At 66.8% G+C, this 14,919-nt stretch carries 15 protein-coding genes; all 15 read right to left on the bottom strand.

All coding sequences use genetic code 11. From position 1 onward, the window contains the following. Positions 1 to 34: 34 nt before the first annotated feature. The 15 genes from tatC to AHIS1636_RS08765 all read right to left on the bottom strand — a co-directional run bounded on the left by tatC (position 35) and on the right by AHIS1636_RS08765 (position 14,897). Positions 35 to 880: a twin-arginine translocase subunit TatC gene (gene tatC, locus AHIS1636_RS08835; RefSeq protein ID WP_264795464.1), complete on the bottom strand. Its 846-nt coding sequence runs from the start codon at positions 878 to 880 to the stop codon at positions 35 to 37. A gap of 6 nt (positions 881 to 886) precedes the next feature. Then, positions 887 to 1,171 (bottom strand): Sec-independent protein translocase subunit TatA, encoded by a 285-nt coding sequence (gene tatA / locus AHIS1636_RS08830; RefSeq protein WP_264795463.1) that lies wholly within the window; start codon positions 1,169 to 1,171, stop codon positions 887 to 889. Between the two features lie 34 nt (positions 1,172 to 1,205). Next, a complete protein-coding gene (locus tag AHIS1636_RS08825) occupies positions 1,206 to 1,547 on the bottom strand; it encodes a hypothetical protein (RefSeq protein ID WP_264795462.1) in 342 nt (113 codons plus the stop codon). A gap of 2 nt (positions 1,548 to 1,549) precedes the next feature. Next, entirely contained in the window at positions 1,550 to 3,580 is a 2,031-nt protein-coding gene (locus tag AHIS1636_RS08820) for a helix-turn-helix transcriptional regulator (RefSeq protein WP_264795461.1), read from the bottom strand. A gap of 104 nt (positions 3,581 to 3,684) precedes the next feature. Further along, positions 3,685 to 4,080 (bottom strand): FKBP-type peptidyl-prolyl cis-trans isomerase, encoded by a 396-nt coding sequence (locus AHIS1636_RS08815; RefSeq protein ID WP_264795460.1) that lies wholly within the window; start codon positions 4,078 to 4,080, stop codon positions 3,685 to 3,687. A 35-nt stretch (positions 4,081 to 4,115) separates the two neighbouring features. Then, positions 4,116 to 5,024, bottom strand: a complete 909-nt coding sequence (locus AHIS1636_RS08810) for an FKBP-type peptidyl-prolyl cis-trans isomerase (RefSeq protein WP_264795459.1) — start codon at positions 5,022 to 5,024, stop codon at positions 4,116 to 4,118. A gap of 87 nt (positions 5,025 to 5,111) precedes the next feature. Then, positions 5,112 to 6,473, bottom strand: coding sequence for a Pup--protein ligase (gene pafA / locus AHIS1636_RS08805; protein ID WP_264795458.1), 1,362 nt, complete (start codon positions 6,471 to 6,473; stop codon positions 5,112 to 5,114). 1 nt (position 6,474) lies between these two features. After that, on the bottom strand, positions 6,475 to 7,200 hold the full coding sequence (prcA, locus tag AHIS1636_RS08800) for a proteasome subunit alpha (protein ID WP_264795457.1): 726 nt from the start codon (positions 7,198 to 7,200) through the stop codon (positions 6,475 to 6,477). A 2-nt stretch (positions 7,201 to 7,202) separates the two neighbouring features. Next, the gene (gene prcB / locus AHIS1636_RS08795) at positions 7,203 to 8,042 is read right to left on the bottom strand and encodes a proteasome subunit beta (RefSeq protein ID WP_264795456.1); all 840 of its coding nucleotides are present in this window, start codon (positions 8,040 to 8,042) and stop codon (positions 7,203 to 7,205) included. Between the two features lie 3 nt (positions 8,043 to 8,045). Continuing rightward, on the bottom strand, positions 8,046 to 8,252 hold the full coding sequence (locus tag AHIS1636_RS08790; RefSeq protein WP_264795454.1) for a ubiquitin-like protein Pup: 207 nt from the start codon (positions 8,250 to 8,252) through the stop codon (positions 8,046 to 8,048). A 42-nt stretch (positions 8,253 to 8,294) separates the two neighbouring features. Then, on the bottom strand, positions 8,295 to 9,899 hold the full coding sequence (gene dop / locus AHIS1636_RS08785) for a depupylase/deamidase Dop (RefSeq protein WP_264795453.1): 1,605 nt from the start codon (positions 9,897 to 9,899) through the stop codon (positions 8,295 to 8,297). A 14-nt stretch (positions 9,900 to 9,913) separates the two neighbouring features. Continuing rightward, positions 9,914 to 11,665: a proteasome ATPase gene (gene arc, locus AHIS1636_RS08780; RefSeq protein ID WP_264795452.1), complete on the bottom strand. Its 1,752-nt coding sequence runs from the start codon at positions 11,663 to 11,665 to the stop codon at positions 9,914 to 9,916. Positions 11,666 to 11,816: 151 nt separating this feature from the next. Beyond that, on the bottom strand, positions 11,817 to 12,869 hold the full coding sequence (locus AHIS1636_RS08775; protein WP_264795451.1) for a tRNA (adenine-N1)-methyltransferase: 1,053 nt from the start codon (positions 12,867 to 12,869) through the stop codon (positions 11,817 to 11,819). Between the two features lie 115 nt (positions 12,870 to 12,984). Continuing rightward, positions 12,985 to 14,166, bottom strand: coding sequence for a site-2 protease family protein (locus AHIS1636_RS08770; RefSeq protein WP_264795450.1), 1,182 nt, complete (start codon positions 14,164 to 14,166; stop codon positions 12,985 to 12,987). Then, complete coding sequence (locus AHIS1636_RS08765; protein ID WP_264795449.1) at positions 14,163 to 14,897, bottom strand: HAD family hydrolase; 735 nt, start codon at positions 14,895 to 14,897, stop codon at positions 14,163 to 14,165. Before AHIS1636_RS08765 ends, AHIS1636_RS08770 begins: the two co-directional genes overlap by 4 nt. Positions 14,898 to 14,919: the final 22 nt, after the last annotated feature.

Genomic DNA, 14,919 nt, shown 5'->3' with positions numbered 1-14,919 from the left:
GCTGGCGGGACCGGTGGGTGCCGGTCCCGCGCCATCATGCTTCGGCCGGCCCCTCAAGGTCCGTCAACGGAGTCGCCCTGTCCGCCGAGGCCTCGATTTCCTCCTCCTGCTCCTTGCGCCTGCGGGCGCGGCGCTTGTCATTGAGCAGGCACACGCCGACGGCGATGAAGAAGAGGACCAGGAGCGGTCCGGCGAGCAGGAACATCGAGGTTGCGTCCGGCCCGGGTGCGGCCATAGCGGCGACGACGCAGACCACGAACACGACGATGCGCCAGCTCTTGATGACCTGCCGGCCGGAAACCAGACCGGCGAAGTTGATTCCGACCAGCACCACGGGCAGCAGGAAAGCCACGCCGAGCGACAGGAACATCCGCATCACGAATGTCAGGTAGTCGGTTGCCAGGATCTGGTTGACGCCGCCTTGGGGCGTGAACATGGTCAGGACTTTCACGATCTCGGGCAGCACGATCCAGCCGAAGTAGATCCCCAGCAGGAACAGCGGCACTGCGGCAAACATGAAGCCGAGCGTGTACCGCCGTTCCTTCTGCTTCAGCCCGGGCGTGATGAACGCCCAGATCTGGTAGATCCACACCGGGGAACTGATCAGCAGGCCGAGGAAGATCGAGACCTGGATCTTCAGGTCGAACGGGGAGCCCACGCTGCCGTAGTTGATTTCCGCCCGCCGGCCCTGCTGGGCCGAGATCTCCATCAGCGGCTGCTGGACGGCCACCATGACCGGGTCGTACAGGAACCATCCGCCGATGGCGCCCAGCAAGACTGCTATGCCCGAAATAACCAGGCGGTTGCGGAGCTCCCTAACGTGGTCTTTGAGGGCCATCCGGCCTTCGGGATTGGCCTTGCGGCCCTTGGTCCGCGCCATTTGCCTCTACTGCTGCTGGCTGGGCGGCGTGGTTCCGCCATTTGCATTCGGCGTCTGGTCCCGGGTGCCGGTGTTCCGCGGCGGATTGACCACGCGGCCTTCTACCGGCTCGTCCCGTCCATCGGCGTCGGAGGGATTCTCATCCCTCATCTGCTTCACTTCGGACTTGAAGATACGCATTGACTGACCCACGCTGCGGGCGAGACCAGGCAGTTTCGGCGCCCCGAAGAGCAGAAGGACAATGATGATGAGGATGATGATTGTCCACGGGTTGTCGAAGAGTCGTCCCATTACGCGGTTCCTTTCATAACAAACCAATCCTACGTCAAGAGAGCTTGACGTCGTGCAGCGATTGCCGCTGCCCGCGGGCAGACCTGCGGGCGACCCGGCGTGCCCTGCGGGCCTCGCGCCGCGCTGCCTTTCCATCGGCGTACTGCTCCCTGGCCACGGCGGGATCGAGGAAAACGGCCGGCTGGAAGACGGTGCTGTTTTCGCCTTCAGCCGACGGGGCGGGACCAAGCGCAGGACTCAACTTTGCCGCAGCCGTCTCAAATTCTTCCAAAGTCTTCATGAACGCACGGAAAATCCGGTATGCGAGAAAGCCCACAAAAACCACTGCGAGTGCGGCCAGCGCGACCCAGAGAACTATCCAGAACCACCAATCCATGGTTAGGAGTCTAGTGCCCCCGCCTTGGGGTTTTCCGAATACGCCGCCGCGGCGGCACTCAGCCACTCGACGGTGTCGGCTGCCAGTTCCCTGGGTTCCAGCACCCGCACTTCGCCGCCGTACCGGGCAACCAGCGGGGCGATGATGGCCGTCGTCCCCAGCCGCAGCTCGACCACCACCCCGCCGTCGGGCAGGTCGCTGTGCCGCTCGGCGTTGTACTGGTCCCCCAGACCGGCCAGGCGCGGCGAGAGCTGCAGCACGGCACGCGCGTCGGAATCCCGCGGCGTGAAGAGGGACTGCGGGAACTCCGAGCTGGGCTGCGCGTGGGGCTGGAAGTTCCGCCCGGTCCGCTGCAGGCTGCGGATTTTGTCCGCACGGAACTGCCGCACGGCCTGCCGGTCATGGCACCACGCCTCGGTGTACCAGTGTCCGTTGACGGCAAAGACCTGCAGCGGGTCGATCTCGCGCTCGGTCATCTCGTCCCGGGACGAGACCAGGTACTCGATCCGCAGCGTTTCGCGGGCGGCCACCGCGTCCTGGAGCGCCTGTACTTCGGCCGTCGTCGCCTCCGCATCGAAGTCGGCAGCCAGGGACCGGTGCAGCCCGTGCTCTCCCCCGGTCGCCTCCAGCAGCTTGCTCAGGGCGCTCCGCACGCCCGGCCGCTCCCCCACGCCCGGGACGGTTTCCAGCGCCTGCAGCCCGACCACCAGGGAGAGCGCCTCGTCGATGCTCAGCCGCACAGTCGGGGAAATCTCTTCGGCGTTCTCGATGAAGATGGTGTCGTTGTCCCAATGCACTTCGATCAGCTGGTCCGGTCCGTAGCCCGGAGTGCCGCACACGAAGAGCAGGTTCAGATCGTTGATCAGCTGGGAGCGGCTGATGCCGAACTTTTTCGCGGTGGCCTCCAGCTCGACGCCCGGATTGCCCGTGACATAAGAGACCAGGTCCAGCAGGCGCGGCAGGCGGTCCAGCGAGGAGGATTTCCTATGGCCCGCCGTTCCTGCCGGGGCGGTGAATGCGTACGACGGCGGGGGCGCGGCGGCCACGTCGAGGGCATCCTGGAAGCGGCGCATCATGGCGTCGACAAGCTCCCGCGGCGCCAGCGCGACGGCGTTTGCGCCATGCGAGGCGATTTCTTCGGCCATGGTTTCGACGTCGGTGTAGGGACACTCGATCTCGTCCCAGCCCTCGGCGCCCCCTCCGTCGCCTGCACTTGCGGAAACCGTCGATGCGGGATGCAATGCCGCGGCACGCAGGGACTGTGCGCGGCCCGGCTTCAGCAGGAGCCTGGCGGTCCCCTTCTCCCGTGCGGGATCCAAGGCGTCCAGGGCGGACCGCATCGTGAAGTCCGCGGGAACCTCCACGTCGCCGCTGAGCTTCCTGATGCCGGAGCTGATCCGGGACAGCCTGAAGGTCCGCTGTCCCTGGCGGTCGACGTCGAAGCCGGAGAGATACCAGTGGCCGAACCGGTTCCCGAGGCCCCAGGGTTCCACGCGCCGGACGCTGGTCTCGGTGCTCTTGGCCGCCCGGTACTCGAACGAGACGGGATAGTGTCCCAGGACCGCCTTCAGCAGCTCGTCGAAGGCGGGCTCGGCGGTCCGCAGCCGGGGCTCGATCCCGATGGGCGAATCTCCCTCGGCCAGCGCCCCGTGGACATCGAGCCGGCGCACGGCCCGGGCCGCCGCAGACCCCAAAGAAGCCTGCTGCCAGATCCTCGAGGCCAGGGACAGGACGGCGGTCTCCTCGGTGGTGAACTTCAGCTCCGGGAGGCGGTAGGCCTTCCGGTCGATGCGGTACCGGGCGACGGCGTGGTCGGAGTCGAAGAACGTGTCTTCGCTGAAAGTCTCGACGGGGACGCCCATTTCACGCAGGTCGTCCTTGTCCCGTTCGAAGAGCCGGTTGAACGCTTCTTCGCTGGTCGCCTCGCGGTACGGCTGGATCAGGGAACGCAGTTCCTCTTTGCTGTACCCCCGCTGGCGTTCCAGCAGGGCGATCAGCAGGTTGAGCAGACGCTCGGTCTTGGACGCGGACATGGTTCCAACTTACTGCGCCCGGCGCCCGCACATGATTAAACGGACCGGGGCGCAGTAACGATGAACTAACGTTACTGCGCCCCGGTCCTCGTGCGACGCGGCGGTCAGCGGACGCCGAGCAGGTCCACGACGAAGATGAGGGATTCGCCCGGGGCGATCGCGGAACCGGCGCCGCGCTGGCCGTAGGCGAGCTCCGAAGGAATCTCCAGGCGGCGGCGGCCGCCGACCTTCATGCCCAGCAGGCCCTGGTCCCAGCCCTGGATGACCTGTCCCACGCCGACGCGGAAGTCCAGCGGCGCACCGCGGTTCCAGGAAGCGTCGAATTCCTCGCCCGTGGACCAGGCCACGCCTACGTAGTGCGTCGACACCGTGTCGCCCGGCTTGGCCTCCGCGCCGTCACCGACGATGATGTCCTCGATGTGCAGCTCGGTGGGAGCCTCGGTTCCCGGGAAATCGATCTCGGGCTTCTGCCGGTCGTACTCGCGCTTGCCGAAAGACATGAATGCTTACCTTCCTGAAGGGGTGTGGGAACTAGCTACTTTACTTCGGTCAGCTCGACGTAGAAGACCAGGTCGCCGGAGGCATCGCCCTGCCCCTGGACGTACGCGAGCTCCGTCGGGATGGTCAGCACAACCTTGGCGCCTTCCTTGAGGCCGGTCAGGCCCTGGGTCCAGCCGGCAATCACGCCGCTGAGCGGGAACTCGGTCGGCTCGCCACGGCTGAAGCTCGAATCGAATTCTTTTCCTTCCGACCAGTTCCAGCCGGCATAGTTCGCCTTCACGGTGCTCTCCGCCGTGGCTTTCTTGCCATCGCCCTCGTCCAGCACCTGGACGATCAGGTTACCGGGGGCCTCGGTGCCTTCCGGGATCTTGACCGAGGGAACGCCCTTGCCGTCCAGGGTGACCTTGGGCAGCTTGCCCGCCTTTTCCAGTTCCGCGACCTCCTTGGCATCCGCCTTGGTCGCCTGGTCCTTGACCCGCTCGATGCTCAGCACCAGCAGCTGCGCATGGTCTGCCGGGCTGCTCGCGCCGGCGGCGGCCTGCGGCTTGAGGTAGTAGGCCACCTGGTCGCCCGCCTTGGCGCCCTCGAGCGCGTCGTAGAGACCCGCGTCGGCCTTCTTCATTTCCTCGTTGATCTGCAGCGTCTGCTCGGCCGTCGAAAAGGTATCGCCCTGGACTTCACCGGTGACGGCATCATAGGCCACGTAATGGAATCGCAGCCACTGGCCGTCGACCGCGCCGGCGCCGTCACCCGAGCCGGATTCGAGCACCTGCGCGGTGGTTTCCGGCAGCTCCAGGGGCGCTTCGAACTCCACGGCAGGCGCAGTGCCGGCGCTTGCGGGAGTAACGGTGATGTCGTCCAGGCTGTCGGAGCCTTGTTCCGCGGAGCTGCAGGCGCTCAGCAGCAGGGCGGCCGGCAGAAGCATGGTGAGAATTTTGCGCACGGTACTACTTTCGTCAGGTGCATCGGCAGGACAGCGGAACGGCCGGCTCCGCTGTGGGTCATTGTCGCAGAGAAATCTGAACCGCGGTCACAGAGTTGCCAGCAGGGCCTCCACCCGCTCGTCCACGTTCTTGAACGGATCCTTGCACAGGATGGTCTGCTGGGACCGGTCATTGAGCTTCAGATGGACCCAGTCCACCGTGAAATCGCGGCCGTGCTCCCGGGCAGCCCGCACGAAATCGCCGCGCAGCTTGGCACGGGTCGTCTGGGGCGGATTGTCGACGGCGGACTTCACCTCGGGTTCCTGTACAACGCGGGCGGCTTCACCGCGCGCCTGCAGCAGGAAGAACAGTCCGCGGCGCCGCGAGATGTCGTGGTAGGCCAGGTCCAGCTGTGCGACCCGGGCCGAATCCAGGTCCAGCCCGTGCCGCTGGCTGAACCTGTCGATCAGCTTCTTCTTGATGGCCCAGTCGACCTCCGTGTCGATTCCCGAGTAGTCCTGGGTCTCGACCGCCGTCAGGGTCCGGTTCCACAGATCGAGGATCCTTCCGACGTGCGGATTATGCGCCCCGTTCGCGCGGACGAAGTCCCCAGCCTTGGCCAGGTACTCCCGCTGCATCTGCAGGGCGTTCATGTCCCGTCCGTTGGCCAGGCGCAGCGGCCGGGATCCCGTGAGGTCGTGGGAGATGTCCCGGATGCTCCGGATGGGGTTCTCCAGCCGCAGGTCCCGCATGATGACGCCGGCCTCGATCATCCGCAGCAGGAGGTCGACGGTGCCGATCTTCAGCAGGGTGGTCGTTTCCGACATATTCGAGTCCCCGTTGATGACGTGCAGCCGGCGGTAGAACTCTGCGTCCGCATGGGGCTCGTCCCTGGTGTTGATGATGGGCCGGGAGCGCGTGGTCGCCGAAGAGACACCCTCCCAGATGTGGTCCGCCCGCTGCGAGAACGCGAAGAGCGAGCCGTTCTGGGTCCGCAGGACCTTGCCCGCACCCACCAGCACCTGCCGGGTCACGAGGAACGGGATCAGGATGTCGGCGAGCCGGGAAAACTCGAGCTTGCGCGGAATCAGGTAGTTCTCATGGCTGCCGTAGGAGTTGCCGGCCGAATCCGTATTGTTCTTGAACAGGTAGACGTTGCCGTCGAATCCCTCGTGGCGGAGCCGGTCCTGGGCCTCGTTCATCAGGTCTTCGAGGATCAGCTCCCCGGCGCGGTCCTGGGCGATCAGCTGCGCGACGTCGTCGCACTCCGCCGTCGCATATTCCGGGTGGGACCCGACGTCCAGGTAGAGGCGGGAGCCATTGGTCAGGAAGACGTTGGAGGACCGGCCCCAGGTCACCACCTTGCGGAAGAGGTACCGTGCCACTTCCTCGGGAGAAAGCGGCCGCGAATCAGGAGCCGAGTAGGAAATTCCGAATTCGGTCTCTATGCCGAAAATGCGCCTGTCCATGTCATTTCCCCAATATCTCCGTCATTTCTGCCGCAGAAAGCCTGCGGAAGGCCCTCCGGCTGCCCCGGCTGGACTCCGGATCACGCTCCAGGACCGCCACTTCGAGCTGGTCGGGCCCCAGGCGGCGGGACGCGGAGCCGTTCTCGCCTGCGTTGCCCGCGCTCCCTTCGAGCGACGACACGGCAGCGCGGATGACTCCGGCGAAATCGTGGCCGGCGTCCCAGTTCGAGCGCAGAGATTCCGTCAGCGCCTCGGTCTGGCCGCCCATGACGACGAAGTCCGGCTCGTCCGCGATGGAGCCGTCGAAGGTCAGGCGGTAGAGATGGTCATCGGACTGCCGGAGGCCGACCTCGGCCACGGCCAGTTCGACTTCGAAGGGTTTGCTGTCCGCCGTGAAGACCGTGCCCAGGCTCTGGGCGTAGACGCTGGCGAGGCCGCGCGCGGTGACGTCGTCGCGGTCATACGAGTAGCCGCGCACGTCGGCGTAGCGCACGCCGGCCTGGCGCAGGCTCTCGAACTCGTTGTACTTGCCGACGGCGGCGAAGGCGATCCGGTCGTAGATCTCGCCGATCTTGTGCAGCGAGGGCGAGGGATTCTCGGCCACGAGCGCGATGCCGTCGCGGCAGCTGAGCACCATCACGGATCGCCCGCGGGCGATCCCCTTCCGGGCGAAATCCGCCCGGTCCTTCATCAGCTGCTCGGGAGACACATAGAACTGCTGCGTCATGGCTAGGCCTCCCTTCCGGCGACAGCGCGCGAGGCAATCACGGCTTCGGCGGCGGCGGCGAGGTCCCGTTCGGGGATGCGGCGGGCGCCTGCGGCATTGACGGTATAGACGACGGGCCACAGCTGGCGGACCACGTCGGGGCCGCCGGTGGCGGAGTCGTCATCCGCGGCGTCATAGAGCGCCTCGACGGAGACCAGCACCGCCTGCGCCTCGTCCAGGTTCGGCTTCCACAGCTTCTTCAGGGCACCGCGGGCAAAAACCGACCCGGAGCCGACCGAGTGGTGCTCCTGCTCCTCGTAGCGGCCCCCCGTGACATCGTAGGAGAACAGCCGTCCGACCCGCCGGTCCAGGTCGAAGCCGGCGAACAACGGGATCACGGCGAGCCCCTGCAACGCCATCGGAAGGTTGCCGCGGATCATGGCTCCAAGCCGGTTGGCCTTGCCTTCAAGGCTCAGCAAGGTGCCCTCGATCTTCTCGTAGTGCTCCAGCTCAACCTGGAACAGCCGGGTGACGTCCAGCGCGATGCCGGCCGTTCCGGCAATGCCCAGCACGGAGTACATGTCCGCGGGAAAGACCTTCTCGATATGCCGGCTGGCGATCATGTTCCCCATCGTTGCCCGCCGGTCCCCCGCCATGAGCACGCCGCCGGCGTAGGTCATGGCGACGATCGTCGTCGCGTGCGGCGCCACGGCCTCGGCGGCCATGCCGGACGGCATTCCGGCCGTCCGGGCACCGGGCAGCATATCCGGTGCGCTCCGGGCCAGGTACTCGCTGAACGAAGACGTGGCCGCGTGCGATATCTGGGAAAAGATGGAGTTATGTCCGCCCGCCGGCAAGTTCATGGGTTACTGACCGCCCTTCTGGACAAACCCGCGGACGAATTCCTCCGCGTTCTGCTCCAGCACCCCGTCGATCTCGTCGAGCAAATCGTCCGTTCCCTCCGTTTCGGTCCGGGCCCCGGCCTCAGGTGCGGGTTCCGGCGACTCGGGTACGTCGTCGTACTCCTCCTCCGGTACGCGGCCTTCCACGTTCTTGCGGTCCTGGGTTGCCATGACGGCCTCCTCTTCGTGCGGTTCGACACACTTGCTTACTGCTTATCGTGCCACGTCCGGCCCGCTTTCCGGGCCGAGCAACGCTGAAATAAATTCCTCCGCCGAAGCCGCCTGATCGAACAGCGGACCGGTCAGTTCGCGGGTCCCCCGCAGCGGCTCCCGGGTGGGAATGCGCTGCAGCTTCCGGCGGCTGGGCAGGTCGAAAATCACTGAATCCCAGCTGGCTCCGACTACCTCGGCCGGGAAGCGCTCGATGCACTTTCCGCGGAAGTACGCCCTCGTGTCGTGGGGCGGTTCCGTCACGGCCGCGGCGATCTGCTCATCGGTGAAGAGCCGCTCCATCTTGCCGCGCGCGGCGAGGCGGTGGTAGAGACCCTTCTCCGGCCGGACGTCCGCGTACTGCAGGTCGATCAGACCGAGCCTGGCATCGGACCATTCGAGCGAGTCGCGGTCCCGGTAGGCCTGCAGCAGCTTGAGCTTGGCTACCCAGTCGACCTGTGCCGCGGCATCCATTGGCTCCCGCCGCAGGGTGTCCAGCAGGGCTCCCCAGCGGTTCAGGACGTCCGCCGTCTGGCCGTGGTCCTGGCCATGCTTAGCGGAATGCTCCCGGGCCGCCTCCAGGTACATTTCCTGCAGGTCGAGGCCGGTTACCATCGAGCCGTCCTTCAGCGCGACCTTCTGCTGCAGGGAAGGGTCGTGGCTGATGGCCTGCAGCGACTGCACCGGCTCCTGCAGCTCGATCCGCGGGGCCTCGCCATGCTCGATCATCGAGAGGACGAGAGCCGTCGTTCCCAGCCGCAGGTAGGTCGAGATTTCGCTCAGGTTGGCGTCGCCGATGATGACGTGCAGGCGGCGGTACTTCTCCGCCACGGCGTGCGGTTCGTCCCGGGTGTTGACGATGGGGCGCCGAATGGTCGTCTCCAGCCCAACTTCCGCCTCGAAGAAGTCGGCACGCTGGCTGATCTGGTAGCCCCCGTGCTTGCCCATGGCCCCGAGCCCCACGCGTCCTGAACCGCAGATGACCTGCCGGGAAACGAAGAAGGGGATGAGCCCCGTGACGATGTTCCCGAACGGCACGCTGCGGGGCATGAGGTAGTTCTCGTGGGCACCGTAGGAGACGGACTTGTTGTCGGTGTTGTTCTTGTACACATTGACCGGGGCGAACCCCGGCATCCGCGCTATGCGGCGCAGGGCGTGGAGTACGACGACGTCGCCGGCTTTGTCCCACAGCACACCGTCGCGCGGGCTGGTCACTTCGGGGCTGGAGTATTCGGGATGGGCGTGGTCCACATAGAGGCGCGCCCCGTTGCTCAGCACCATGTTCATCAGGACACCGCCGGAGCCGGCATCCTCGGAGTAGAACTCGCTGGACGGAGGCCGGCCGCCGGCCATCGCGATCTGCTCGGCGTCGAGCACCGGCGGCTGGTCCGTCAGCTGGGAGGGATCGGCGTTCTCGCGGGACACGGACCAGCCGCGGGCGTCATGCAGCGGCTCCTCGTCCGTGTAGTCCCACTTGGTGCCGGCCAGGTTCCCCATGCCGCCGCGCACCGTCGAGGCGTAGGCATTGATGATCTGGGACGAGAGCACCGTGGAGTTGGCCAGCGGATCACTCGGAGCATGGATGCCATACTCCGTCTCGGTTCCCATCACACGGATAACGCTCACAGGTACTGCCCCGTATTCGCGGTCGTTTCGATGGCCTTGCCGGCTTCCTGGCCCTCCTTGCCCTGGATGATGGTGCGGATGTAGGTGATCCGCTCGCCCTTCTTGCCCGAGATGCGTGCCCAGTCGTCCGGGTTGGTCGTGTTGGGCATGTCCTCGTGCTCGCGGAACTCGTCCACGACGCCATGCAGCAGATGCTCGATCCGCAGTCCCTTCTGCTGGTTGGTCAGCAGGTCCTTGATGGCGTTCTTCTTGGCCCGGTCCACGACGTTCTGGATGACCGCGCCGGAGTTGAAGTCCTTGAAGTAGAGCATCTCCGTGTCGCCGCTGGCGTACGTGACTTCCAGGTACTCCGTGGACTTCTCCTTGGCGTACATCGCCTCCACGGTCCGCTGGATCATGGCATCCACCGTCGCCTGGCGGTCGTTGCCGTGCTCGGCCAGGTCGTCCACGTGGATCGGCAGGTCGGTGGTGATGTACTTCGCGAAGATTTCCGCGGCCGCCTCGGCGTCCGGCCGCTGGATCTTGATTTTGACGTCCAGCCGGCCCGGCCTCAGGATGGCCGGATCGATCATGTCCTCCCGGTTCGACGCGCCGATGACAATCACGTTCTCCAGCTTCTCCACGCCGTCGATCTCGCTCAGCAACTGCGGGACGATGGTGGTCTCCACGTCGGAGGAGACGCCGGTCCCGCGGGTGCGGAAGAGCGAGTCCATCTCGTCGAAGAAGACGACGACCGGGCTGCCGTCCGAGGCCTTCTCGCGCGCCCGGGCGAAGATCAGCCGGATGTGCCGCTCCGTCTCGCCAACATACTTATCCAGCAGCTCGGGGCCCTTGATGTTCAGGAAGTAGCTGCGCGTCCCCTCCGGACCGCCGCGTTCGAGCGCCCGGGCCGCCAGCGAATTCGCCACGGCCTTCGCGATCAGCGTTTTGCCGCAGCCGGGCGGGCCATAGAGCAGGATGCCTTTCGGAGCCTTCAGCCCGTGCTCTCGGTAGAGGTCCGGGTGGAGGAACGGGAGCTCGACGGCGTCCCGGATTTCGTCGATCTGGGGGCCGAGGCCGCCGATGTCCTGGTAGGAAATGTCCGGCACTTCCTCCAGGATCAGGTTCTCCACCTCGCTGCGCGGGATCTTCTCCAGGGCGTAGCCGGTCCGGGAATCGATCGACACGGCGTCGCCGACGCGGATCCGCTCCTTCAGCAGTTCGCCGGAGAGCTTGACGACGCGCTCCTCGTCCGCCCGCCCGATCACCAGGATCCGGTCGGAACCCAGCAGCTCCTTGATGGTGACCAGCTCGCCGGCGCGTTCGAAGCCGAGCGCGGCGATGATCGTCAGCGACTCGTTCAGCAGCACTTCCTGGCCCGGGGAAAGCTGGGCCAGGTTGATCAGCGGGCTGGCGGCGACGCGCAGCTTGCGCCCGGACTGGATGATGTCCACGCTCTCCTGCGTGGTCGCCGTCGTCGTTACGCCGGCGCGCGGCTGCTCCCGCTGGTTGACCTGCAGGATGGTCGCGAAGCTGAACGGCGTCTCGCCGTCGCGCTCCAGGGCGGCCTTGAGCCGGATGATCTCCGCCTTCGCCGACTCCAGCATCGCGACCATGCGCGAGTTGTTGGCGGTCGCCGCAGCCAGTTGCTTGTCGAGGTTGCGGATCTTGTCGCGCAGGACGTTGATCTGCCGCTGGGCGATGGTCAGCTCGTTGGCATGAGCCGCAGCCGGTACCGGATCGTTGCCCTGGTTCTGCTGTTCGTTCATCACCGCAACCTTCTCTCTCGAGTCGGGACCCTTCCTAGAACCCTAACCGCCGATGTGCCGGCGTGACACCTATTTGAGAAGGAAACGCTGAAGTACTTTGGGTAATTCCATCCGGCGCAAAACAGGCTAAAATGCCCAGCCCAGCGGGGGTTTAACCGTCCTTTTGGTCGCCCTGGGATCCGGTGCCCTTGAAGGCTCCCCGCTGGACGGTCGAGGCGGCGTCCTTGGCGGCACGGCGGAGCTTGCGGTCGGAGACCACCCGTTCGCCGAGGGTCTCCGGGCTCCAGTCGCCGTCACGCGGGGTCCACGTCTGCAGGTCCTCGTCGGTGAACTCCGTCTTGGACGGGCGGCGCTTGGGCGTGATGCCCGTGACTCCTTCGGCCAGCCGCCGCGCGGTGAGCAGGAAGCCCGTGTGGGCCACCATCCGGTGGTCCGGACGCACGGCCAGTCCCTCCAGGTGCCAGCCCCGGACCATCGACTCCCAGGCGTCGGGCTCGGTGAACCGGCCGTCGGCCCTGATGGCTTCGGCCGTGCGGGAAAGCTGGGTCACCGTCGCCACATAGCTGATCCAGACGCCCCCGGGCGCCAGGACGGTGGCCACCGCGTCCAGGCATTCCCACGGGGCAAGCATGTCCAGCACGACACGGTCGACGCTGCCGGCCTCCTCCTGCTTCACGACCTCTTCCTGGAAATCGCCGATGCTGACCTTCCACGCCGGGTGCGGCCCGCCGAAGATGGTTTCCACGTTTCCGCGGGCAACGTCGGCGAATTCCTCGCGGCGCTCGAAGGAGTGGAGGCGGCCCTGGTCCCCCACGGCGCGCAGCAGCGAGATGCTCAGCGCGCCGGAGCCGACGCCCGCCTCGACCACGCGCGCACCGGGGAAGATATCGGCCATGGTGATGATCTGGCCGGCGTCCTTGGGATATACCACGGCCGCGCCGCGCGGCATGGACAGCACGAAGTCCGAGAGCAGGGGCCGAAGCACCTGGTACCGGTGTCCGGTGTCATTCGTGACGACGCTGCCCTCGGGCTGGCCGATCACGGCATCGTGGGCCAGCAGCCCCTTGTGCGTGTGGAAGGCTCCGCCCGGGGTCAGCGTGACGGTGTTCATCCGGCCCTTCTCGTCCGTCAGCTGGACGCGTTCGCCGGGGCGGAAGGGGCCGCGGCGCTGTTCGGCTCCGGTCGGGGTGGTGGCAGGGCTCATGGTTCGGCTACTTCCGGTTGGTGGCAGGATCCCGTACGAACGGGCCTGATGATTCTATGCTGGCGGCGGCTTTTCCTTCAGCCGTTTTCTTCGGCCGCTTGGGGCCGCGCCGGTTTCAGGAGGCCTTGCCGGTGATGGCACGGACCACGGCGGCCTGGTCGAGCAGCCCCGTGACGTACCCGTCCTGGTCCACCACGGCGTACTCGGTACCGCCGAGCCCGGCCAGGTACTGCACCAGTTCCTGGCCGGACGCCCACTCGGGGACATATGCGCCCGGTGCGAGCGGCCGGGCTGCCGCGGTGGCCGGCGTGGCCGCGGCGCTGGCTTCGGGAACCTGCCGCAGCGCGACGGAATCCATGACCGCCTCCGGCTGGCCGGTTGCGGCCGTCAGGACGACGGCGGCGTCCGGGTTCTGCTGCAGGGCGTCCCTGATCTGGGCTACAGTCGCCGTCGCGGGAATGCCCACAGCCGGCCTCTTCAGCGCTCCGGCGAAGACCTGCGGCAGGCGAAGCCGCAGCTTGGCATTGGCGATCGAGGCGCTGGCACCCATCCAGAGGAAGCTGCCGACGAGCACCATGATCACGACGATCTGGAGGCTCGGTTCGCGGCCCATCAGCAGCGGCCAGCCGATGACCGCCAGCACCGTAAGCACCACGATGACGCGGCCTGCCCATCCGGCCGCGAGGGTGCCCTTTTCCTGGCTTCCGGTGACCCGCCATACGGCGGATTCCACCAGCCGGCCGCCGTCGAGGGGCAGTCCGGGCAGGACGTTGAACAGCGCCACGAGGAAGTTGGCCCAGATGAAGATGTCCGTCAGCAGGTAGCCGACCGCGCTCCCGCGCATGAGCGGCAGCACCAGCACGCCGGCCCCGGCCAGCGCGAAGTTCGCCGCGGGCCCGGAGAGGGCGACGATCAGGGACTTGCCCGGCGTGGCCTTGAAACTCTCGAACTGCGTGTGGCCGCCCCAGAGGTTCAGCACGATCCGCGCCGTCGGCCAGCCGAAGATCCGGGCACTGACCGCGTGCGCCAGCTCGTGCACGAGCACCGAAAAGAGCAGCAGGAGCGCGTACCCGAGCGCGACGAGGTAGGCTCCGGCTCCGAGTCCGGGAATGCCCCGCTGGACCTGCGGCCCGAAGGCGATCACGATGAAGGCCGCAATGATGAACCAGGAGTAGGCCAGGACGATGGGCACGCCCGCGATCCGGCCCAGCGGGATGCCTTCGCTGCGCTTGGGCTTCGGCTCCGGGCTGGAATTCCCGGTGTCCGGCGAGCCCCCGGTATGCGGAGCCGCGCTCATGCGGTCGCTTCCGCCGGTACGGCTTCGGTGGCGTCGAGCAGCCTTTCCAAGTCGGCGATGCCCTTGTGCGCGAGGGTGGACCACAGGATCCGCCCGGCCGCCGCCGGTACCGGCACGACATGCGGTATGGCCACGGTCACCAGGCCCGCGGCCTGTGCCGAGGTGGCACCCGGCACGGAGTCCTCCAGGGCGACCGCACGGTCCTTGCGGAGCTCCGGGAGCTCGGCCAAAAGCGCGTCGAAGGCTCGCTGGTAGGGCTCGGGATGCGGCTTGCCGTGCACCACCATGTCCCCGGTGACCAGCAGCCTGAAGCTGTCCGCCGGCAGGGCTGCGACGACTTCCTCGGCCAGCTTCTTCTCGGACATCGTGACCAGGGCTGTGGGAATACCGGCCTCGCGCAGTTCGGCAAGCAGTTCGCGGGCTCCCGGCCGCCACGGGATCCGGTGCCGCACGCGTTCGACCACGGCCGCGATCAGGCGGTCGATGATGTCGCGGATGGACAGCTCCACCCCGGCCTGCTGGAGGACCGCTGCGGAAGACGGCAGCGCGTTGCCGACCAGGGTGCGGCCGAGTTCGTAGGACCAGGTGCCGCCGAAGCTCTCGACGAGCTCCGTTTCGGCTTCGATCCAGTACGGCTCGGTATCCACCAGGGTGCCGTCCATGTCCCACAGGACGGCGTGCAGGCGGGGCTCATCGGCGGGCACCTCGGCGGGGCGGGAAGCATCAGGCATGGTCCCAGTCTACGGTGGCTCC

Origin of the sequence: Arthrobacter mangrovi, assembly GCF_026011795.1 — a bacterium.
GTDB classification, from domain to species: Bacteria; Actinomycetota; Actinomycetes; order Actinomycetales; family Micrococcaceae; genus Crystallibacter; species Crystallibacter mangrovi.
This window is presented reverse-complemented; position numbering and strand designations above follow the sequence as displayed.

What these genes read in the sequence shown, in the direction of transcription:
- prcA (WP_264795457.1), bottom strand. Translation starts at nt 7,200, where the DNA reads ATGACGCAGCAGTTCTATGTGTCTCCCGAGCAGCTGATGAAGGACCGG.
- AHIS1636_RS08775 (WP_264795451.1), bottom strand. Translation starts at nt 12,869, where the DNA reads ATGAGCCCTGCCACCACCCCGACCGGAGCCGAACAGCGCCGCGGCCCC.
- AHIS1636_RS08820 (WP_264795461.1), bottom strand. Translation starts at nt 3,580, where the DNA reads ATGTCCGCGTCCAAGACCGAGCGTCTGCTCAACCTGCTGATCGCCCTG.
- arc (WP_264795452.1), bottom strand. Translation starts at nt 11,665, where the DNA reads ATGAACGAACAGCAGAACCAGGGCAACGATCCGGTACCGGCTGCGGCT.
- tatA (WP_264795463.1), bottom strand. Translation starts at nt 1,171, where the DNA reads ATGGGACGACTCTTCGACAACCCGTGGACAATCATCATCCTCATCATC.
- pafA (WP_264795458.1), bottom strand. Translation starts at nt 6,473, where the DNA reads ATGGACAGGCGCATTTTCGGCATAGAGACCGAATTCGGAATTTCCTAC.
- prcB (WP_264795456.1), bottom strand. Translation starts at nt 8,042, where the DNA reads ATGAACTTGCCGGCGGGCGGACATAACTCCATCTTTTCCCAGATATCG.
- dop (WP_264795453.1), bottom strand. Translation starts at nt 9,899, where the DNA reads ATGGGAACCGAGACGGAGTATGGCATCCATGCTCCGAGTGATCCGCTG.
- AHIS1636_RS08770 (WP_264795450.1), bottom strand. Translation starts at nt 14,166, where the DNA reads ATGAGCGCGGCTCCGCATACCGGGGGCTCGCCGGACACCGGGAATTCC.
- tatC (WP_264795464.1), bottom strand. Translation starts at nt 880, where the DNA reads ATGGCGCGGACCAAGGGCCGCAAGGCCAATCCCGAAGGCCGGATGGCC.
- AHIS1636_RS08765 (WP_264795449.1), bottom strand. Translation starts at nt 14,897, where the DNA reads ATGCCTGATGCTTCCCGCCCCGCCGAGGTGCCCGCCGATGAGCCCCGC.
- AHIS1636_RS08790 (WP_264795454.1), bottom strand. Translation starts at nt 8,252, where the DNA reads ATGGCAACCCAGGACCGCAAGAACGTGGAAGGCCGCGTACCGGAGGAG.
- AHIS1636_RS08815 (WP_264795460.1), bottom strand. Translation starts at nt 4,080, where the DNA reads ATGTCTTTCGGCAAGCGCGAGTACGACCGGCAGAAGCCCGAGATCGAT.
- AHIS1636_RS08825 (WP_264795462.1), bottom strand. Translation starts at nt 1,547, where the DNA reads ATGGATTGGTGGTTCTGGATAGTTCTCTGGGTCGCGCTGGCCGCACTC.